This window comes from Methanosphaera cuniculi (assembly GCF_003149675.1).
GTDB lineage: Archaea > Methanobacteriota > Methanobacteria > Methanobacteriales > Methanobacteriaceae > Methanosphaera > Methanosphaera cuniculi.
The window spans coordinates 132,572-157,121 of record NZ_LWMS01000042.1; the positions used below are offsets into that span (position 1 = coordinate 132,572).

At 27.2% G+C, this 24,550-nt stretch carries 13 protein-coding genes; 11 read left to right on the forward strand and 2 right to left on the reverse strand.

The window, feature by feature from the left end:
- Positions 1-403 precede the first annotated feature (403 nt).
- The 6 genes from MSCUN_RS06130 (at position 404) to MSCUN_RS06155 (ending at position 16,409) form a co-directional block, all read left to right on the forward strand.
- Positions 404-2,779 carry a beta strand repeat-containing protein gene (locus MSCUN_RS06130; RefSeq protein WP_109583009.1) on the forward strand — a complete coding sequence of 792 codons (2,376 nt, stop codon included), beginning with the start codon at positions 404-406 and terminating at the stop codon, positions 2,777-2,779.
- Positions 2,718-4,493, forward strand: coding sequence for a hypothetical protein (locus MSCUN_RS06135; RefSeq protein WP_109583011.1), 1,776 nt, complete (start codon positions 2,718-2,720; stop codon positions 4,491-4,493). The genes MSCUN_RS06130 and MSCUN_RS06135 overlap by 62 nt, the downstream gene beginning before the upstream one ends.
- A 41-nt stretch (positions 4,494-4,534) precedes the next feature.
- Positions 4,535-6,289: an Ig-like domain repeat protein gene (locus MSCUN_RS06140; protein WP_095608263.1), complete on the forward strand. Its 1,755-nt coding sequence runs from the start codon at positions 4,535-4,537 to the stop codon at positions 6,287-6,289.
- Positions 6,290-6,785: 496 nt separating this feature from the next.
- Positions 6,786-14,090, forward strand: a complete 7,305-nt coding sequence (locus MSCUN_RS06145; RefSeq protein WP_095608264.1) for an Ig-like domain-containing protein — start codon at positions 6,786-6,788, stop codon at positions 14,088-14,090.
- 186 nt (positions 14,091-14,276) lie between these two features.
- Complete coding sequence (locus tag MSCUN_RS06150; protein WP_245837631.1) at positions 14,277-15,698, forward strand: flippase; 1,422 nt, start codon at positions 14,277-14,279, stop codon at positions 15,696-15,698.
- 6 nt (positions 15,699-15,704) lie between these two features.
- Positions 15,705-16,409, forward strand: coding sequence for a glycosyltransferase family 2 protein (locus MSCUN_RS06155; RefSeq protein ID WP_095608266.1), 705 nt, complete (start codon positions 15,705-15,707; stop codon positions 16,407-16,409).
- 242 nt (positions 16,410-16,651) lie between these two features.
- On the opposite strand, the gene MSCUN_RS06160 is transcribed toward MSCUN_RS06155, so the two are convergent.
- Positions 16,652-17,392 (reverse strand): V4R domain-containing protein, encoded by a 741-nt coding sequence (locus tag MSCUN_RS06160; RefSeq protein ID WP_095608267.1) that lies wholly within the window; start codon positions 17,390-17,392, stop codon positions 16,652-16,654.
- 155 nt (positions 17,393-17,547) lie between these two features.
- Between MSCUN_RS06160 and MSCUN_RS06165 the strand changes: the two genes are divergently transcribed.
- A complete protein-coding gene (locus MSCUN_RS06165; RefSeq protein WP_170104096.1) occupies positions 17,548-18,561 on the forward strand; it encodes a LicD family protein in 1,014 nt (337 codons plus the stop codon).
- Positions 18,562-18,827: 266 nt separating this feature from the next.
- Here the strand turns inward: MSCUN_RS06165 and MSCUN_RS06170 are convergent, their stop codons facing one another.
- Positions 18,828-19,442: a class I SAM-dependent methyltransferase gene (locus tag MSCUN_RS06170; RefSeq protein WP_095608269.1), complete on the reverse strand. Its 615-nt coding sequence runs from the start codon at positions 19,440-19,442 to the stop codon at positions 18,828-18,830.
- Between the two features lie 192 nt (positions 19,443-19,634).
- Between MSCUN_RS06170 and MSCUN_RS06175 the strand changes: the two genes are divergently transcribed.
- The 4 genes from MSCUN_RS06175 (at position 19,635) to MSCUN_RS06190 (ending at position 24,374) form a co-directional block, all read left to right on the forward strand.
- On the forward strand, positions 19,635-20,636 hold the full coding sequence (locus tag MSCUN_RS06175; RefSeq protein WP_095608270.1) for an NAD-dependent epimerase/dehydratase family protein: 1,002 nt from the start codon (positions 19,635-19,637) through the stop codon (positions 20,634-20,636).
- 107 nt (positions 20,637-20,743) lie between these two features.
- Positions 20,744-21,970 carry a glycosyltransferase gene (locus MSCUN_RS06180; protein ID WP_095608271.1) on the forward strand — a complete coding sequence of 409 codons (1,227 nt, stop codon included), beginning with the start codon at positions 20,744-20,746 and terminating at the stop codon, positions 21,968-21,970.
- Positions 21,971-22,056: 86 nt separating this feature from the next.
- Positions 22,057-23,187, forward strand: coding sequence for a glycosyltransferase (locus tag MSCUN_RS06185; protein ID WP_095608272.1), 1,131 nt, complete (start codon positions 22,057-22,059; stop codon positions 23,185-23,187).
- Between the two features lie 5 nt (positions 23,188-23,192).
- A complete protein-coding gene (locus MSCUN_RS06190; protein WP_170104098.1) occupies positions 23,193-24,374 on the forward strand; it encodes a glycosyltransferase family 4 protein in 1,182 nt (393 codons plus the stop codon).
- The last annotated feature ends 176 nt before the right edge of the window (positions 24,375-24,550 follow it).

The following is a 24,550-nucleotide window of genomic DNA, read 5'->3' on the forward strand; positions in this document are numbered from 1 at the left end:
TCTAAGGTTTTAAATTATATTTTTATTCAAATATGATCTATTTTCTTTGTATTAATGTATTTTTAAGTTTAAAATGGTTTTTCATACTCATTTTTATGAAATTCAAAAAAAAAGTTTTAAAAATTGATTTAAAAGTTTTATTTTAAAAAAAAATAATAAAAAATATAATTTTATACAAAATAAGATGATATTCTATAATATTATTATAAAGGGGGGGGGGGGAAATTTAAAAATAAAAAATAAGAACTCTCCATTTTTTTTTAAATAATAGATAAATTAGTATATGATGAAATAAAAATATAAATACGGACTATTATTTTTATTTTTATATACTAAATTATAAAAAAAAAATAATTATAACTCAGGTTATTCAAAAATTAAAAAAAATTACAGAGTAATATTTATGAAATTTAAAAGGTCTAAAGTTTTATTCTTAGTTTTTTGCTGTTTATTATTATTAATTAGTATTGGTAGTATTAGTGCTGCTGATATTAATGGATCTGATGTGAATGATGAAATAACTTCAGATATTAATAATAATCAACATGACTTTAGTTCTGAAAATATTCAAGAAACTAAAGCTATCAAGAAACTAGATTCAACAAATATTTCTAAAGAAGGGAATATTAAAAAAGAAAAGAACACAATAAATAAAAACATTAAATCAAATCAAAATAAAACTGTTAAAAAAGCAGATGTCCCATATAATGTCAATGACTTTAATTCTCTAAGAACAACATGGGAACAAATACAGACAAGTGGAAGTACTTCTGATAATTATATTATAAACTTAGCAGAAGGTACTTATACATTCACAACTCAACTTACATCAACATCTACATTACACCTTAACATTACAATAAATGGAGGAAATCCAGCGAACACAATATTTGATGGACAAGGAAATGTTAGATTTTTTGATATACAATCCCAAGACATTACTCTAAATAATATAACATTTAGAAATGGTTTTGTTCGTGAAAGTCAAGGTGGAGCAATCAGTTTAAGTCAGGGAAACATTCATATAACAAATTCTACATTCAGAAATAACACAGCTATCTCAACAGAATCATCAACCATATACAATGCAATTAGTGGGGGAGCATTATACATAGCAAATTCTACAAATTCTGTATTAATTAATAATACATTTAATAATAACTCTGCTCAAGGAATGAATGATACATATGGTGGAGCAATAGCATTTATGGATTCTGAAAATCCAAATGTTTTAAATTGTAGTTTTATAAATAATTATGCTCAAAGTCAAACAGGTACTAGTTATGGTGGAGCAATATATGCAACATCTGGAATTTCAGTATCTAATTCAAATTTTACTAATAACAGAGTAAGAAGTTATTCATATACATATGGTGGAGCAATAGTTATATTTAGAAATTCTCAAATTATTAATTCTAACTTCATTAATAACTTAGCTGATGGTTCTGATGGAAATGCAGGTGAAGCAGGAGCAATTTATCACCTAGGTGATACATTAACCATTAGAAATTCAACATTTAATAATAATGAAGTCAGAGGTAAAGATGAAAGTCATGGAGGAGCAATAAGTGATGCAACTTCACTGATATACATATATGACTCCACATTTAGCAATAACAAAGTAGATAGTTCTTCTAACAGTTCATATGGTGGAGCTTTATACCTACAATCATCCCAATTACAATCATATAATACAATCTTTGATAATAACACAATAACAGGTTATCTAAACAGTTATGGGGGAGCTATTTATTCAGATTATGAATTAATAATAAATAATAACACATTTACAAACAATAAAGTTAAAAGTGAAAAAAACACATATGGTGGAGCAATAGTTTCAGCAACACCAGTTTATATGCAAGTTGAAGTTCAAGTAATAAATTCAAAACTTAATAATAACATAGCAAACAGTACAGCAAGTAATAGTTATGGGGGAGCTATAAGTATTACAGGTTCAATTCTTACAATAACAGGAACTTCATTTGAAAATAACATGGCAAATAGTTCAACAACAAGTTATGGAGGAGCTATTCAAACAGACATACTTGAAACAACCCAGCCAATACTTAACATGAACAATGTAACATTTAATAACAACACAGCAACCAGTATGACAACAAGTTATGGTGGAGCAATAAGTACAACAGGAACAAATACAAATGCAAATAATACAACATTCACAAATAACAAAGCACAAAGTATAAATTATGGAAGTTATGGAGGAGCTTTATCAACTACAGGACAATCAGAAACAATACGTTCAAATGTTATAATAGCAAATTCAAGTTTTACAAATAACACAATAAATGCAACTACAAGAGGTTATGGAGGAGCAATATCAATAACAGCATCTGATCTTAGAATTAATAATACAAACTTTACAGACAACACAGTAAACAGTACAAAAAGTAATAGTTATGGAGGAGCAATAGCAACAACAGGAGAATCAGAAACAAGAAATTCAAATGTAACAATAACTGATACAACATTCAATGATAACCATGCAAGATCTACTGAAAGAAGTTATGGGGGAGCTATATCCATTACAGGATCAAATATTAACTTAACCAATACAAACTTTACAAACAACATAGCAAACAGTACAGCAAGTAACAGTTACGGTGGAGCAATAGCAACAACAGGAGAATCCACAGTATTTAGTGCATCAATAAATATAAATAACACTAAATTTGAAAATAACCTAGCTTCAGGATATGGAAAAAACATATGGAGGAGCAATAAGTACAACAGGAACAAACACAACATTAAACAATAACACATTTATAAACAACACAGCAAACAGTACAGCAAGTAACAGTTACGGTGGAGCAATAGCAACAACAGGAGAATCAGAAACAAGAAATTCAAACATAACAATAACAAATACAGAATTTAAAAACAATACAGCAAGTGGTAATATTGAAAGTTATGGTGGAGCAATAAGTACAATAGGAAGTTCATTAGCTATTGATACTGTTAACTTCACACAAAACAAAGCAGAAGCTAAAACAGATAATAGTTATGGTGGAGCAATAAGTACTACTGGTGAATCTGAAATTAAAAATTCAGATATAACAATAACAAATTCAAACTTTACAAACAATTCAATAAGTAGTCGTATTAGAAGTTATGGTGGAGCAATAAGTGGAATAAACCAAAATCTTAAAGTTAACTTAACAAACTTTACAGATAACCAAGCAACCAGCTCTTCTAAAAGCTATGGTGGAGCAATAAGTATAATGAGTGAAAGTACAACACTAAGTTCAACACTCAATATAAGTAATGTAACATTTGCAAATAACAAAGCAAATGGATCATCTTTAAGCTATGGTGGAGCAATAGCAATAACAGGTGCAAATCTAACTTTAACAAATTCTACACTTGATAAAAACTCAGCTACAAGTACAAATACAAGTTATGGTGGAACAATAGCAACAACAGGAGAATCAGAAATAAGAAATTCAAACCTTACAGTAAGTTATACCACTTTCCTTAATAACACATCAAAAATTGGTGGAGGAATTTATGGAAAAAATAACATATTAAATTTAACATTCTCTGCATTTAACAACAATACAGCTGAAAATTCAGTTAACCTAGCAGATGAAAATGTAACTTTAATTCTTAGAGGAAACTACTTTGCACAAGTTGATTCAATATATGATTCTAACATAACAGCTCAAGTAAATGGTAATAATGCAGTAGCATTATTAAATCAAACAACACCATCACCACTTAAAGTAGTATTAGTTGAAAAAGACAGTAATCAAACAATAACAAAACTTGGAAATAATTATATGTTAGAAGTATCATCAATTCCAGATGATCTTATAACAAAAGTAAATCTAACTGTTGAAAATGGTTATTCATCAGATGTTGAATTTAAACCATTACCAGCTGATAGTAACATGAAAGTATACACAGAATATACACTAGTTGCTATAATGAACCATGATGCAAACTTAACAATAAGCGTGACAACACCAGTTAATACAGTTGGAAATGTAACAGCAAATGTAGATGTAACTGAAAATGGAAACCCAGTAAATGGTAATGTGATATTTACAATAAATGGTGAAACATATAATGTAACAATTGTAGATGGAAAAGCACAACTAAACTACACACTACCAAGTGACATACAAGCTGGAGAATATGATGTAGTAGCTGAGCTTGAAAGTCCAATGTATGATGCAAATCCAGTAACAGGAAAATTCACAGTTATAAAACTAGACATTGCAAATACAACAATCAATGGAACAATAAAAACATTTGAAAATTACACAATAAACACAATAATAAAAGATACCAACGGAAACACACTCATAGGAACAAACGATGTAACAGTGGAAATAAATGGACAAACAATAAAAACAACAATAACAGATGGAATTTTAAACATAACACTTCCAACAGACACTATGGAAGCAAAAACATATCCATTCACAGTAAACATAGGAGAAACAACATATACAATGCAGGAAAAATAACAGGAACACTAACAATACAAAAACGTGACTCAAATATAACAATGAACGTAACAACACCAGTTAACATAACTGGAACACTTACAGCAAACGTAACAGTAACAGATAATGGAAAACCAGTAAATGGTAATGTAATATTTAAAGTTGATAATGAAACATTTAATGTAACAATTGTAGATGGAAAAGCACAACTAAACTACACACTACCAAGTGATATACAAGCTGGAGAACACAACATAACAGCAGAACTTGAAAATCCAATGTACAACGCAAATAATGTGACAGGAAACTTCACAGTTCTAAAAATAAATATAGCAAATACAACAATAGAAGAAACAATAAAAACACTAGAAAACTACACATTAAATACAATAATAAAAGATGCAAATGGAAACCAATTAGTTGGAGTTAATCAAATTGCTGTTAAAATGAATGGTAAAACTTTCATGCATGGAACTATTACAGATGGAGTTTTAAACATAACATTCCCAACAGATTCCATGGAAGCAAAAGTCTATAATTTAACAATTATTATTGGAGAAAATAACATCTATAAGACAGGTCAAATAACAGGAAAATTAACTATTCAAAGACGTGATGTTACAGTTAAAGTTGAGGTAAATAATCCTTACACACTTAGTGATTTACTTGCTAATGTAACAGTTACAGAAAATGGTATACTTATGAAAGATGGAGCTGTAATATTTAAAATTAATGGTTTAACATTAAAAGATGAAAATGGTAATGAAATTATGGCTAATGTTATAAATGGACATGCATCATTAAATTACACATTATCATATAAATATTCAGCATATCCAAGTACCAGTACCGGAATGAATAATTTCACAGCTGTATATATTAATAATTACTATAATGCAAATAGTGATACGGTTGACTTTAAAATAACACCAACAACAATTCCTGACATGAAATTTGATAATATTAATATCCTTACAGGTGAAAATACTACAATTAACATAACAGTTCGTGATATTAATAATAAAACAATTGTTGCAAATAAAAAAATAGCAGTTAAAATTAATGGTAAAACTATTATACATGATAATATTACAGATGGAAAAATCTATCTTAATATTCCTACAGATCAACTAGCTAAAGGTCAGTATAATTTATTAATTATCATAGGTACTAATAGTATATATTCTAATGCTTCATACACTATGATAATAGATATTCAAAAACGTAATGCTTCAATCGAAACACAAGCATTTACAAATGGTAAAACTCTTTCATTAGTAACTAAAGTTACTTCTAATGAATCATTTATAGATGAAAATGTAGTTATATACAAACTTAATGGTGTAACTTTAAAAGATGAAGATGGTAATATAATTAAAGTTAATGTTAAAAATGGATTAGCTTCACTTGATTATGAACTTCCAGGTATAACAACAGCAATTAATTATAATCTTACAAGCGTTTATGTAAATAATTTCTATTATAATAGATGTGAAGAAGTAGAAACTATTAGTATTCCAAAAATAGCTATTCCAAGCATTTCATTAAATGATAGTATAATTTCAAAAGGTCAGAATTTATCAATAAGTACTACTTTAAAAGATGCTTATAATGATACACTCAAAGGCTTAAGCAATATTGACATTAAAATTAATGGTAATAATGTTATGAAAACATCTATTATGAATGGTAAACTTAATATAACCATTCCAACTGATAAACTTAAAGCTGGTAATTATGAAATTATTATAATCATTAAAGAAGGTAGTAAATACTTTGGTACTGTTGATTTAATGAATTTAAAAGTTGCAACATAGAAAATAAATATTTTCAAACAACACCCCATCTCCCCCTTAATTTACTTTTTTTTATAAAAATTCTATTTTTTTTAATAATTATACGAAAATATACTCACAATTATATGTGGTGCAAACAGTAGCTATAACACATATAAAAAACGTAAGTACACTCATATTAGAATAAATAACTAAAAACACCTTTAACCTCCCCTTATTTTTTTTACCATTATATTAAAACTAATTTTAACTAATATTTTCAAATATTATCCCCTATAATCCCACCAGAGGGGAGGGGAAATGATTTATTTGATATAATTTAACTATTTGATGATACATTTTTTATACATTAAATACCTTTATAAGGATTATTTAATCAATATTCTAAGTAACTATTCAATCTATGTTTAGTTTTAATTAAATTTCCATAAGTTTCTTTATTTTTTTTAGAATTATCGAAACATGGAGAAGTTTAATTATAATTTTTTAATTATTTCTTGGAGGAAAATGATTTTTTATGAATAAAAACGGTAAATTTTTATTCGTAGGACTAACACTACTACTATTACTTGTATCAGTAGGAAGTATCACAGCAGCAGATAATGATTCAACCACTACAATATTATCTGATAACGTAGAATCTGCAAATCATGATACAATCACAAGTAATACAGAAAAGATAGTAGAAACATCACAAAAACTAGAAACTAAAGATGTTAAGAAAACGAATAAAAATCTAACTAAAAAAACAACACAGACAGATAAACAAACAAAAAAAGCAGACGCACTACAACAAACAGTGAACAACTATAATGAATTAAAAGATGCTTGGAACTACATCCAAGATCAAGGTGACAATGAAACAATATACACAATAAACGTTAAAAAAGGACAATATAAGTTTGAAGATCAACTTACATCAACTAAAACATCAAATGCAAAATACATAACAATCAATGGAGAAAACGTTGATAATACAATATTTGATGGACAAAACACTACAAGATTCTTCAACTTAAATAATACAAATCAAATAATAAAAATAAACAACATAACATTCAAAAATGGATTTAATGAAACACAAGCAGGTGCAATATATGTTAATTCAACAACCACACTTAATAATACCAAATTTATAAACAATGTAGTTAATATTGCAAATGGTACAGCAAATGGTGGAGCAATATATGCACGTGCAAGTATGGATGTGTATAATTCTAGTTTCATTAATAATACAATAAAATGTGATAATGATAATGCAACTTCTTTCTGGGCATATGGTTGTGCATTATCTTCAAATGGAGGTTCTCTTGTAACTTTTAATATTGAATTATGTGAATTTATTAATAATAATGCAACTTCATTAGTTAATATAAGTAATCAAGGTTGTATGGGTGGAGCAATATATAATACAGGAAGAGGGATAATCAACATTAAAAATTGTGACTTCTTCAATAACAGTGCAAAAACTGGTGCTGCTATAAATATTGGATATACATGGGGAAAAGCAAGTTCTAGTGTTTTATCATGTGTATTTGCAAATAATACTGCAACTTCAGATCCAAATATTTCTAGTTCATCTAGTTTAAAACTAACTTCAGGTTCTAATTATTATCTTGATAATTCTGATGTTTCAAATATTTATATTCAAACTAATGGTAAACCATCAAATTATACATTTAATCAGAAAACAAAACAATTAAGAATTTCATGTTTAATTGATACTGATTTATACTTTGGTTATATTACAAGCTTAGGACGAGGATATTCACTTAATTTAACTTCAAGTAGTGATCTTATAAATACAACAGGTATTAAATTTACACCTGAAAATAATTACTCAGTATTATTTAATGTAAGTAATTTACCTGCTAATCATGAAAATATAACATTATATGTAAGTGGTATTGAAGCTACACATATTACATATGATCATACAAATGTAGTATTTAATAATATTACAGCAAAACCAGGAAATACAATAACTCTTAAATCAAGTTTTACAACATCAGATGGAATAATTATACCAAATGGTAAAGTAGCATTTAAAATTAATGGAAAAACAGTAGGACATTCCAATATTAAATATGGTACAGCAACACTAAATTACACCATACCTGATAACTACTCAGCAAAAGATTACATTCTTACAACCACATATGGTGGAAGTAATAAATTCATCGAAGCACGTACTAATGCAACATTACATCTTGAAAAACTTGCAACAAAAACAAATCTAACAACAAAAATTGATGGAAATACACTTAAAATAACAGTAGATCCACGTGATGAAAATGGAAATACTGTGAAAGATGGGAAAATATGTGTAAAAATTGAAGGAAAAACACTACAAAACCTAAAAATCACAGGAAAAACTCAAGTTAACTTCACAATACCAAAAAGTTGGAACAACCGTGAAATAAAAATTCTTGCAATATACGGGGAAAATAACAACCATAAACAAAGCAGAATGGAAATTAAAACAAAACTAACACTAAATACAAAAACAACAAAAACAGATACAACAGTAAACAACTACTATGTATCAGCAAATAGTGGATCAGATACAAATACAGGATCACAAAGCAGTCCATTTAAAACAATACAAAAAGCAATAGCAACAGTAAATAGTAATAAACAAAATGCTAACATCTACCTTGACGGAGTATTTAAAGGAGTTGGAAATACTAACCTTACAGTACCAGGAGATTTACATATTAACTTTATTGGAGTTGGAAATTCAAGTATTGATGGAGAAGTAAACTATACTATGAAAACAACACTTGAAGAAGGTGAATACTACTGGGGATCATCACCTGAATGGTATCCATATAATAATGGAAAAGGTAACTGGGCTATGAACATAACAAAAGGAAACGGTCTAATAACAATAAACAACCTAACAATTAAAAATTGTTGGAATAAAGGTGGAAGCGACATTTCCTTATATGAAACAGCAACAGTAGATAATTATGGTAACTTAGAAGTTAATAACGTATCATTCATCTTCAACCATGGTGGAGTTGGTGCAAGTATAAGAAACAACAATGGAGCAAACATTAATGTTACAAACAGTCTCTTTGAAGCAAACCGTAAATCATCAAGTACAGGAAACTATGGAGCAGGAATATACAACAATGGAACAGCAACAATAATAAACAGTACCTTCCAGAAAAACTATGCACGTTGGGGAACAATAACAAATGATAAACAATTAACAATTATAAACTCAACAATACGTGACAACATAGCATATGATGGATCAAGTACATATAAAACAGGAAGTGGAATAACAATAAACACAGGATCAACAAACTTTTATGAACAAAATAATTCAACAGATAAAATAACAACAATAATTGATGGATGTACATTTACAAATAATGATCAACTAGACATTTATGCAGATACTGGAGTTACAACTATAAAAAATAACATATTTAATAAATCTACAGGTATTAACTCATTTAATGGAAATCAAAATATCACATTTAACTTCATAAACAATACATTTGATTCACCAATAGGATCATCAATATATACAAGTCTTTCAAGTAGTAATAAATATACATTCACACTACTAGCAAATGGAAAATACAAATATAATATTAACTCAAATACTGTTATTAACTTAACTGGTACATTATCAAAAGCATTAGAAGCAACATGTTCAAATTCAAATATAATAAATAACAATTTCCCACGTATGATAATAATAAGTGGAGAAAATAACATAATCACAGGAAACAATATTACAACAACAATGGATCAATACACAATATCCTTAGGTGATTATAAAAATAATATAGTAACAAATAATAATCTTATAGCAGCTGCTCTTAAAGGAAATAGTGCAGTAAATTACACAGCAGTTTCAAACAAAGTAGAAAATAACACACCAACTGTTACAGAACTTCAAATAGATGATGAAACATTTTACAAATTCTTTGATGATGATGGAAACTTACTTGATACATACAATAATGTAGAACAAATACAAATTATAGGCTCACTCACAAATAAAAACATTAACATTAATCAGAAAATAAGCCTCTTCCAAAAAGGAAGATTCGTATCATACAACATAACAATCACAACAAACCAGATGAGTGAAATATCATCACTAAACATTACAAATATAAACAATCAACCTGTAATTATACTAAATGGTGATAATAGCATAGTTAAAACATCAAACTTAACAACAAACAACAACTACACAATCATAGCAAATAGTAAAAATAACAATATCACACAAAACAAATTACTTGCAGATATTCTTGTAGGAGATGAATCAGTAAAAACAGACAAAACAAACACCATTGAAAACAACACACCAGTATACAAAAACTACATACTATCAGAAGAAAACTTCAACACCTACTTTAACAACGATGGAACAATAAAAGACATACCAGTATCTGAAGTTCACTTCCTAGTAAATGGAACAATACAAAATAAAAACATCATACTAAATAATAACAAACCAATAATAATAACAAATTACAAAGATGCAAAACTAGTAAATACCAGCATAAAAACAGTGGAAAATACAACACTTGATATAAGTTATATAACAATTAGAAATACAGATAAAATAACATTTGATCTAACATCAAAAGAAAACTCAATATCAAATTGTAACATAACTTCAAATACAACAATACTAAATGCAATAAATACAACAACACTTACAATAACACGAAATAACATAACAACACAAACAAAACAAGACTTAACACTAATTAATATAATTAACTTAACAACACTTAACATAAACTACAACAATATACAATCAAAAGCAACAGAAAATATTAAAATAATAAACATAGAAGATGCAACAAAAACTAACTTAAAATATAATAATATAACTACACAATCAAATACTACAGCTCAACCTGTAAAAATATTAAATCATGAAAAAATAGTTTATCAAGTGTCCAATGACATATCTAGTAATAATATAATAGTAAATGCAACAAATACAATAGGATTAGAAATAGAAAATCAATATATTACTGGTAGAATAAGTTATAATGAAATCACATTATTTGGTGATAAAAATATTGGAATGAAACTAATAAATGTAACACGAAATAACGAGTATAGTTCAACTCTATATGATAATGATATAACTTTAAATTCTGCAAATTCAAAAGCAGTAGTTTTTGAAAAAATGAATGATCTTTATGGAGGAGATCTTAATTATAATAGATTTTATTTAAACAATAATAATTCAACTGCAATTTTCATTAATCAAATAGCAAATTTAACTATTTCAAATAGAAATAAAATAGCAATGAATGGATCTGATGATATTGCAATTTATTCTAATAATTCTAATTTAATAAAAATTATCGGAAGTAATATTCAATCTTTAACCAACACAAATGACAATATAGCTCCAATAATATTAAATAACACAACAGGAGCAAATATAACAAAAAATAACATTACAACCACAAGTAAATACACAATAATAATTAATGAACCATCAAATAACAATCAAATCATAGATAATAACTTATATGCAGATAACAATTTAGCTGATAATTCAATATTAAACCCTAATCCAGATACTAATAAAGTTTTAAACAATAATCCTGAAATAACTACATACTACTATCTTAATGAGAAAACATATAATCAATTCTTTGATGAAAATGGAAATTTACGTGATGAAATTCCAGCTGGACTTAAAATAATAGCAACAGAAAACTTAGAAAATAAAAAATTAAACATAAACAAACCATTAAACATAATAGCAGATGGAATTATCTATACAAATACTATAGTAAATCTAACACCTGAAGCAAGCAACATAACACTAAGAGGACTAACAATTACAGGAGATTCTCAATTAATAATAGGATCAAATAATAGTAATATTAACATATCTTCTATGAACTGTTATAAAGATGATAATAACAAAACAATACTTATAATAAATGGAAATAATAACAACATCACCACAGGTAGTATATATTCATCATCAAATGTAGAATTAAACATAACAGTAATTGAAATAACAGGAAATAATAACTATGTACACTTTACAGGTGTTACATCTACTTCATCTAAATATGATAAAATAATAGGAATTCTACTTAATAACGCAAATAATAATATAATAGATCATACAAGTGCAGTATGGATTGAAGGATTAAATACAACACCATTACTTCTTAATAATTCAAATAATAATACAATATTTACAAATCAATTAGATTTAGAACAATCAGAATATAATGAAGGAATAATACTTGTTAATTCATCATATAATAAATTCAGAGGAAGAATTGGTACATATAATATAAAAATCAATACTATAAGTTCACTTTTAAAAGTTGAAAATAATTCAAACTTTAATAATTTTGAAGGATTATCACTTGATGGAAGACATGTGACTAAAACACCAATATATATTACAAATTCCCATTATAATATATTCCGTGGTCAAGGTTATGAATTCAATGAATTATTAGGATATGCAATTAACATAACCGAAGGAGTAGGAAACAACATAACATATAACTATATAGAAACAGCAACACTTGAAGGAAATGATGCAGTAATACAAGAAAATAAAAATGACACAATAAATAATATGGTAATGTATAACTATGCAAAATCAGTTAAAAGTACTGTATTAAATATTACAATGCCAGATACTATAAAAGTATATGATAATGTAAGAATTAATATAAGTGTAAGTTATAGAAATGGAACTAATTGGGACTCACCTTATGTTCCAGTAGAAACAGGACATGCTATCTTTGAAGTAAATGGTAAACAAATAGGTACAGTTGAAGTTGTAAATGGACTTGCTGAAATCAACTACACTATACAACCAGAAGATGGAAAAACATTAACAGTTAAAGTATCATATGAAGATCCAACATTAAAATATGATTTTATATCTGAAACTATAACAAAAACTATTGAATTACTAGATTCAAAAGTTATAATGGCTAACACTACCAATACTGGAGTAAATAGTAAAGTTACAGCTATTATTCTTGATGAAAAAGGAAATATCATATATGATGGTAATGTAACATTCACACTTGGTAATGTGAACCAAACAGTTACAATAAGTAATGGTATTGCTCAAGTTACATTTGATACAAGTGCATATAAACTAGGTAAATATAACATTACAGCAACCTTTAATGGTAATGATATATGTGCAGTTGCTAATAACACAGTAACACTTACAGTTACAAAATATGATGTTAACGTTCAAGTTAATCCAATTACAACATTAAGTGGAAATAAAGTACTCTTAACTGCAAACGTAACTGACATAAACGGTAAAGCAGTTAATACTGGTCGTGTAATCTTCAAACTTAATGGATGTACACTAAAAGATTCAAATGGTAACACACTATATGCAAACGTGATAAATGGTACTGCAACTGTTGAATACATGATACCTGCACATTACACAGCTAAAAACTACACACTTATAGCTGTAGCATCAAGTAGTGCATACAACCGTACAGAAACAAACAGTACTTTAACAATTAACAAAACAACACCAAAAGCACAACAAATACCACTAAAAGTAAAAAGAACAAACAATACAACAATCACAGTTAAATTCACAGATAATGAAAACAATGATCTTATTGGTGAAAATAAAGTTTGTATTAAATTTAATGGAAAAACTTTAATAAATACAAAAGCAACCAATGGAACAGTAAAAGTAAACCTAGATTTAACAAATTATAAAAATTCTCAATATGAATTTACAGTTATATGTGGTGCAAATAGTAGATATAACACATGTAAAAATGTAAGTACACTCATATTAGAATAAATAATTAAACCACATTTAACCTCCCACTTTTTTTATTTTTTTTTATTAAATTTTAGCAAGTTAATAATATTTTAAGATTCATAAATTATAATATTAAAAATAATATTTTACAATTTTTAGATGTGATTTGTTTTGAATACAGTTAGACGATTAGTTAAAAATACGAGTGTTCTTTTTTTATCTCAGATGATTGGTTATGTTCTTGCGTTTTTTTATACTTTGTATTCTGCAAGATATCTTGGTACTAGTAATTTTGGGATTATTTCTTTTGCTACTGCTATTGCTGGTCTTTTTGCTATTTTCACAGATCTTGGTCTTTCGACTTTAACGATTCGTGAGGTGGCCAGGGATAAAACACGAACTGCTAAGTATCTTGGTAATCATGGTTCTATTAAGTTGATTTTATCAATTACTACAATGGCACTTCTTGTGTTGTATGTGAATTTTGGTAATTTTGACTATCTTACACGTTTTGTTGTGTATATTATTGGATCTTCTGTGATTATTGATGCTTTTGGTGGTACTTTTACATCTATGTTTAGAGCTTATGAGCAGATGGAGTATCAGTCAGTAGCTGAGATTATTAATGCTGTTATCATGTTTATTGGAGTGCTTATTTGTGTTTTCATGAATTATGGTGTTATTGGTATTGCTATGATTTATCTGATTTCTAGTGTTGTGGTTATGTTTTATAATTTTATTATGTGTTCTCGTAATTATGGTTTAATTCATTTCCAGTTTGATTTTGGATTTTGGAAAAGACTTATTTATACAGCATTTCCTTTAGCTATTACCAGTATTTTTGCATTAATTTCATTTAAGATGAATACTATTATGCTTAATATGCTTACAACAAATAGTGTGGTTGGTGAGTATACTGCGGCTTTTAATTTGATGCAAGCTTTAATTTTTATTCCTACTGTATATTCTACCGCGGTTTTACCATTGTTTTCTAAGTTGTATGTTGATAGTCGTGATATGCTTGATTATTCATATAAGAAATCTCTTAAGTATTTATCTCTTCTTAGTTTCCCTATTTCTATGGGTACTATGGTGCTTGCTCGTAAGATTATCTTATTTATGTATGGTCCTGGCTACATTAATACAGTTCCGATTCTTGAACTTATCATATGGGCATTACCTGCAATATTTTTAAGTTATATTTTGGGTACTTCTATTGCTTCTATTAATAAGCAGCATGAAACTCTTAAGGCTACATTTTTATGTTTGATTCTTAGTACTGTGGGAAATTATATATTAATTGGTCTTTTTAGTGGAATTGGTGCTGCTATGATTACAATACTTAATGAAGTTAGTATGGTGGTCTTCTATATTTACATAATGCATCATGCAGGATATAAAGTTCCAGTAAAAGATGTTGTTATAAAACCGCTACTTGCAAGTATTGTAATGGGAATAGTTGTGTATTTCCTAGATCTTGACTTATTTGTAAGTGTCTTTGTTGGAATTATAGTATATGTTGTAATGATATTCATACTTAGAGCATTTAACACAGATGATTATAACATACTAAAACAATTACTACCTGAAAGTATGATAAATAAAATTGAAAAAATTAGAAAACCTAAAATTAAAAAAGGTGAATGAAAATTGATGAGTATAATATGTGTATATAACAACCAGGAAATACTAGATAAATACCTCATAAATAGTCTTAAAAAACAAGAAAACCAAGACTATGAACTTATATTAGTTGATAATACAAAAAACAAGTTTTCAAGTGCCTCAAGTGCTCTTAATTATGGAGCAAAACAGGCACATGGAGAATACCTCATATTTGCACATCAAGACATTAACCTATCAGACCCATACTGGATTGATAAAACACAAAAAACAATTAAAAAACTTAAAAAACCAGGTATAATAGGAGTAGCAGGAAAAACACATGATAGCTTAGTTAGATCAAACATCAAACAAGGAATAAATCCCACAGATGTAACACCATATAAACTTAAAAAACCAGAATATGCATCAACACTAGATGAATGCCTATTTATAATACCAAAAGATGTATATGATAAACATCCTTTATCTGAGAAAAGATGTCCAGACTGGCATCTATATGCAGTAGACTACGTCTATTACATTAAAGAAGAAAGATATAATGCATACATCATACCTACAATGCTTGAACACAGATCAAAAGGAGCATCAATGTCTGAAGGATACTACACTACACTACCAAATCTCATGAAAAAATACCATAACCAAAAACTCATACGAACATGTATGGGTGACTGGTTTACATTTATTCCTGTATCTTTTCAACGAATGATTAAAATATTTAAAAAATACTGATTTATATAATATTAAAAAAATAAAAATAGAACTTTTCTAAAAATTAGACTAAAAAAAAGATAGAAAAAATAGTTTTTTTTGAGAATAATTATTTTTATATTAATTCTTCTCTCCTTTTTTTTAAAAGATTTGTAAAGTTTTTTTTATATTTGCTTTTTTTTAAAAAAAAAAGTATAATGAATTTTTTTTTGATTGTTGTTAATTTTATATTTTTATTAGTTGATTTTTTTTTATTTATCTGCTTATTTTTCTACGATGAATGTACAGTGATCATCATATTTTGAACAACATTCAACTTCTTCTACTGATACAGCTTTTTTGTAGAATGCTGAGAATATTCCTTTAAGCATTCCTTTTACAATATTACATGTTGCCATATTGTATTCAAGGTTGTAGCATTCATGACATTCTTTTAATTTAAACATTAAACTATCGTCTGTTATGTTTATTGATAGGTCTCCAAGACCTAAGTCAAGGAATCTTTGTTTTAATTCATCTAATAGTTCATCAAGTGTTTCAGCTTTAAATTCATCATAGGTTTTTTTACCAATTCTTTCTCCTGTAATAATTTCTAATGGTGATACATCAAGTCCATGGTGTAGTAGTAATCCTTTAAATTGTCTGTATATTTCTATGAAAAGTCCTTCTTTTTTTGATATATCTTGTTCTATTTCAGGTAGTGCATAGATTATATTATCTGGATATATTTCACCTATATAGTCTGCATAGATGTAGAATAATTTGCTTCTACGGTCTAATGGATGTGCTTTGTAGCTGATAATTCTTTCATCTAGTAAATTTTTAAGATGTACAGATATTGTTGATTTGGATTTTCCTGTTTCTTTTACAATATCAGCTTCACTTACTTTATCTGTAAGCATGTTTAAAATTTGAATTTTAATAGGGCTTGTTACAATTTTTATTCCATCTGATGTAGAATAAATTTTAATTTTTGTATTTTCATATATATTTATAGGAATCATATTATTAGTTTATGTTATCATCAAAATATATATATTACTATGTATTACGAACTAAATTCAAAAAAAAATTAAAACAATCTTTAATAAATTTGAAGTATAAAAGATAATAAAACAACATGAAAAAAGAGAAAAAGATAAGAAAGGAGATAAAAAAATTGGTATTTATATTATCAACAATCTATGAAAAACTACCTGAAAATGTAAAAAATCATCCAAAAATAATAGAATTAGTCCAAAAATTTAATAATAATAACAAATTCAAGGAAATAGAGTCACACTACCGTATGCTTGACTTAATTTTTAGTAGTTGTGAAATAAAAGCAACAGGAGTAATGCGACAAATTCAACTTTTATCACTTGAACTTTTAAGATTTTTTGATTTAGTATGTAAAAAATATGAACTAGAATACTGGCTAGATTATGGAACACTTCTTGGAGCTGTACGAAATGGTGGATTTATACCATGGGATGATGATATAGATCTTGGAATGATCAGAGAAGACTATGAAAGATTAGTTGAGGTATTTCCAAAAGAAGTTAAAAAAATAGGTGGCTTAGAAGATAAACTTATCATATCCAAACTAACTCAACCACATAAACCAGGTGATGTAACAAATGAACTTGATACTCTAAATAACAATACATTCATTCTCTTTTTTCAATGTGCCTACATAAAACCATTCATACATCTTGATGTATTTCCCAAAGAATACATAAAAGATTCAGGACTAACTGATGAACGAAATGCTCTTCAAACACAACTTCAAGTAGAATTACGAGATAATATTGAAAATGGTACATGGACATTTGATGAGGGATTAAAAATACAAAATGAAAAAATGCAATTTACAAATCAAAAAACAAACAATATATCAGATGCAATAGATGGATTACATAATAATATTCATAACAGAATATATCCTACCAAGTATGTATTTCCACTTAGAAAAATAGAATTTGAAGATTACACATTTAATGCTCCTAATGATACAGATGAATACTTAGAATTAATATATGGTTCTGAATTTATGCATATACCAAAAATAGCACTTGATCATAACACAACAGGATTTGTAAAAGGACAATATGATAATAATAAAAAACAAATAGATAAAGCATTTGATGAAGCAATAAACTACATGAAAAAAGTAAATGAAGAATTTAACTAATAAATATGAAAGATAAAAATTAAGATCTCTTAAAATAAATTATCTCCAAAAAAAAAGTAGGTTTAAAATATTATTTAAAAAAAGGGAATAGAAAGTAAAAAAAAAATATGAAATATTAATAAAAGTGATAACTTTTTAAATTCTAAGCTCTCACATTTATATTATCATTTTGTATATAATATATTTTTATAAATAAAATAAACATTTTCTAGTTTAATTATTATATTACTCTTATCTTAAAAAAAAGTTTAAAAAAAAGATGGAGATTATTTTTGTGCTACTATCCGTATTAGTGTTGGATCATCATCTTTATATTTTGCAAGTCCTTGGCTTTCGAGTTTGTATATTATTTTTAATCCTCTATTTTCAAGTTTTTCTATTGTTTCATTAAAATCTAGGTATCGTCTATAGTGTGTTGTTACATTTTCTGATTCACTTATTTTTTCGCCTTTTTCAAACATTGGATCATTAATACTTCTAACTTCTAGGAAAAATAGTCCTTCATCATTTAGTTGTTTTGTTATCCAGTCAAATACTCGTTTTTCTGCTTTTTCATTTACTGAATGGAGTGTGAATCTTGAGTAGATGTAATCATATTTTTTATCATCATCTAGATTTGTGAAATCATCTGCTTTGAAATTTAGATTATATAAGCTATGTTTTTTATTTAAGTAGTCCATTTCTTCTTCTATTTGATCAATTGCTGTTACATTTATTTTTTGTTGTGCAAAATAGACACTATCACGCCCATTTCCACATCCTAATTCTATTAGTTTTTTTTCAGGTTCCATGAATCCTATGATGAATTTTGCAAATGTTGAGGGATCTACAGGGTTTGGGTTTTTGCGATAATATTCTTTCCAATATGACTTGTCATTCATATTATCTTTTATGTTATTTGTTTTATTATAATTTTATCATAATATATTTTCTAAGTATAAATAAAATAAAAAAAAGATATAAATAATATATAAAGTTAATTAATTTTTTACATTTTAGGAGTTTACTTTTTTAGTTAAATAATTATTTTACCAAAAAGAAAAATTTGATAAAAAAAAGGGAGAATTAAATAAATGAAAGATATTGCAAATTCATATAAGGGCGAAACAATTCTAATTACTGGCGGTGCAGGTTGTGTTGGAAGTAATCTTGCACGTAAACTTACAGAATATGATCCAGAGAAGATTATCATACTTGATGATTTATCATCATCCTATAAATGGAATATTCCACAAGATGATCGTATTGAGTTTATACAAGGTGATATATGTGATGATCAGGTTCTTAAATGGGTATTTAAGTCAAAACCATCATATATATTTCATTTAGCTGCACATTTTGCAAATCAGAATTCTGTTGATAAGCCTGAAAAAGATCTTAAAGTAAATGGTCTAGGTATTCTTAAAGTTCTTGAATATGCACAACTTTCAGGAAATATTAAAAGATTCGTATATTCAAGTAGTGGATGTGGAGTATACGGTCTTGATTCTAAAATGCCATTTAAAGAAGATGACATAAGTATTAGCTTACATACACCATACCAAGTTACTAAACTTCTTGGTGAATTATATACTAATTACTTTTATAATCTTTATGATCTACCTATTGCAAATGCAAGATTTTTCAATGTATTTGGACCTGGAGAAGTTCCTGGAAAGTATCGTAATGTAATACCAAACTTCATGTACTGGGCTATGAATGAACAACCACTCCCTATTACAGGTGATGGTTCTGAAACTCGTGATTGGACATATATTGATGATATACTTCAAGGACTAACACGTATGGGAGTAGTTGAGGAAGCTATTGGTGAATCAATAAATCTAGGTTCAGGTCATGACCACAGAGTTATTGATATGGCAAATAAGATAAATGAAATCTGTGATAATCCAGCTGGAATTGAATACAAACCAAGACGTAACTGGGATGCTAAAACAAAACTTCTCTCATCAATTAATAAAGCAGAAAAGATTCTAGATTACAAACCACAACATGACTTCTATGATGGAATTGAAAATACACATGACTGGTTTGTAGAAAACTGGGATAATATACAAAAAAGTGCAGAATTCTAAATGAAAAAAAAGGGAAATAATAGAAAAAAAAGAGTGCTATTTTGCTTATCTCTAAAAAAAAATAGCAAAAAAATAAAATAAAAATGAAAAAATTTTAATCGATAAATATGAAAATATTAGTAGTACAGGAATCTGACTGGATAAAAAGAAATCCCCATCAACAACACCACCTCATGGAACTACTAGGACTCAGAGGACACCAAATACGTGTAATAGACTATGAAGTAGACTGGAAACAGGATAAAAAAGATGGAGATAAAATAAAAAGTGACAGACAGGTTTTTAAAAATTATAAAAAAGTATACAATACAGATAATGTTACAGTAATAAGACCACCACTCATTAAACTACCAGTCATAAACTATATATCCATATTACACTACCATAAACAGGAAATAAAAAGGCAAATAAAAGAATTTGAACCTGATATAATCATAGGATTTGGAATACTAAATGCTAATATAGCATCAAAACTAGCACGAAAACATAACATACCATTTGTCTACTACTTCATCGATGTATTACACCAGTTAATACCAGAAAAAAGTTTTAGAAGTATAGGAAAAAGAATGACTAAAAAAACAATAAAAAATTCATCCTATGTACTTACAATAAACCGTAAACTTAATGAAACAGCAGTAGAAATGGGTGCAGATCCACATCATATGAGTATTATTGATGCTGGAATAAACTTAAAACAATTTGATTATAAAAAACATGGTGGATTTAAGATAAGAAAACGATTTAACATCAAAAATGATGATATTGTACTTTTCTTCATGGGATTTTTATATAACTTTGCAGGACTAAAAGAACTTGCAATAGAACTAGGACGAAACAAGGATAAATACCATAATATTAAACTCTTAATTGTTGGAGATGGAGATGCACTAGAAGCACTAAAACTCATACAGAAAAAATATAACCTAGAAGGACAACTAATACTAACAGGACGTCAAAAATACACAATAATACCAGATCTTATAGGTGCAAGTGATATTTGTATACTACCTGCATATAAAGATGAAGTAATAATGCAAGATATTGTACCTATAAAAATCTATGAATATATGGCAATGAAAAAACCAGTAATTGCAACAAAACTACCAGGACTTATGGCAGAATTTGGGGAACGTAATGGTCTTGTATATATTAACAGACCTGAGGAAGTACTTGATGTTGTACAAACACGTCTTCGTAACAAACGTGAAATTGTAAAAATAGGATCAGATGGATATAACTTTGTTGAAGATAATGACTGGCGTAAATTAACATTACAATTTGAAGGAATACTCGAAGATCTAGTATTAGACTTACTACTAAAAGAAATATAAAAAAATGGAATAAAAAAATTAACCACCATTAATATCCACTCCCCTTTTTATCTTTTTTAAAATATTTTTTTGAGAATTGATTATATATGAATATCTTACAAGTTATACCATACTTCACATTTGCACGTGGAGGAGATGTTGCTGTTTGCTACAATCTAGCACGACAACTAACAAAAAAAGGACATAATGTAACAATACTAACAACTAACTTTGAATATAACCCAGAAGATACAGATGCTATTAAAAATCTCAAAATGGTACCTGTTGATTATAAGTTTAATTTTGCATTATTTATCTACACACCACTTATGAAAAAATGGCTTGATGAAAACATAACAAACTTTGATATTATTCATCTTCATGAATTTAGATCTTATCAGAATAATATTGTTATGAAATATGCATGTAAATATAATATTCCATATATTATAGAGCCTCACACATCTACTCCAACTCATGTTGGTAGTACTTATTTTAAGAAGATTTATGATCTCATTTATGGTAAACGTTTAATGCGTAATGCTAGTGGTGTTATTGCAGTATCAGAATATGAGGCTAAATATGATCGTCTGATGCGTAGTGATAATATTGATGTTATCTATAATGGAATGGACTTTGATGAATTTAAAAATCTTGATAATATAAATTATGATAAAATAGATCAACCTTATATTTTATATCTTGGTCGTCTTGATAAACTTAAAGGAATTAACCATATAATAGAAGCATTTAGCAAATTACCACCCGAATTTAGTAATTATAAACTCATAATTGCTGGTAAAATTAATGATTATAAAAAAACATTAGATGAAATAATACAAAAACATAACCTTAAAGATCGTGTAATATTTACAGGCTTTATTAAACAATCAGAGAAAATTGCACTTTTTAAGGATGCAAGCTTATTTGTTAATCCTGTTAAATATATGGGAGGAGTATCTCTCACTGTATTTGAATCAATACTAGCTGGAACTCCTGTTATTGTAACACGACAGTCTGGTGAGGTAATTGAAAAGATTGATGCAGGATTAATTGTTAAATATGCTGATGTTGATGAACTTAAAGATACTATGATTAAATCATTAACAGATGAAAAACTCACCCAAAAACAGCTTGAAAACGGACAAAATTACATCTACAACAATCTAAGCTGGAGTGATGTAACAGATAAAATAATAGAAGTATATAAAAAACATGTAAATAAAGGAGATATATGATTAAAATGACACATATTCTACTAATTTCACATGACATACCATCAATGAGTGTAGGTGCAACAATACCAATATATCATATGATAAAAAATCTATCAACACAATATGACATCACGCTTGTTTGTTTTAATTCAAAAAAATATGATATAAAACCACTAGAAAAACATCTAAGTAATATTATATTACTCGATAATCCCGTGTATGATAGTTTTAAAGATCAATTCACATATACTTTTAAAAATATGTTATCATATGATAACATTAAAATGCGTAGTTTTTTTAACTACTATTATCATCCAAAGATGAGTGAAATAATAAAAGATACACTAAGATGTAATGAATATGATATTATAATAACAGATATGCCAATGGCATTTTATGTAAAAAACATTAAAAAACCTAAAATTGTATATGCATTTGATGCTGTGGGAGATTATAATCATCATATGGCAAAAAAGGCAACAAGTATACAATCTAAGCTTTATTGGTATCTTAACTACATGAAAATTCATCAATATGAAAAATGTTACAACAAGTTTGATGAATGTATAGTTGTAAATAATAAGGATAAAAAACTTCTTGAACGTTTTATTAAAACACCTGTTAGTGTTGTTGCAAATGGTGTAGATATTGAATATTTTAAAAATAAGAACAACAGACGCATACGACAACTTGTTTTTGTAGGTGATATGAGTACACCTCCTAATAATGATGCTGTTCGTTATTTTGTTGATGAAATATATCCACTTATACTTAGAGAAGTTAATATTCCACTTAAAATTATTGGACGAAATCCAACAGATTATATAAAATCATTAGATGATGATCCTAATATTACAGTTACAGGTAGTGTGGATGATATACGAAAACATCTTAATCCTGGTTCTATCTTTATTACTCCAATGATATCAGGTACTGGTATTAAAAATAAAATTCTTGAAGCTATGAGTATGAGCTTATCTGTTGTAAGTACCAGGACTGGTATAAGTGGAATTAATGCTGTTAATGGTCATGACTTTCTGCTTGCTGATACACCAGAGGAATTTAAAGATGCAATACTAAGGCTAATATATGATGATAATCTTAACCGTCGTATTGCTGAAAATGCACGAGTATATGTTAAAAATAATTATTCATGGATTAATGCTTCAAATAAGATCATACATCTTATTAAAAAAAATATTAAATAAATACTATGACTATGTTATTTCAAGGATAGATATTACTTTTTTTTAATTTTTTATAATACAATAATGTTTCTCTTTTTTATTGAAATTATAAAGATATATTTAATTTATAAAGAAATATAAAAATTATACTTCTCTTTTTTTATATATCTAAAGAAACAGTGCTAATATTTATTAAA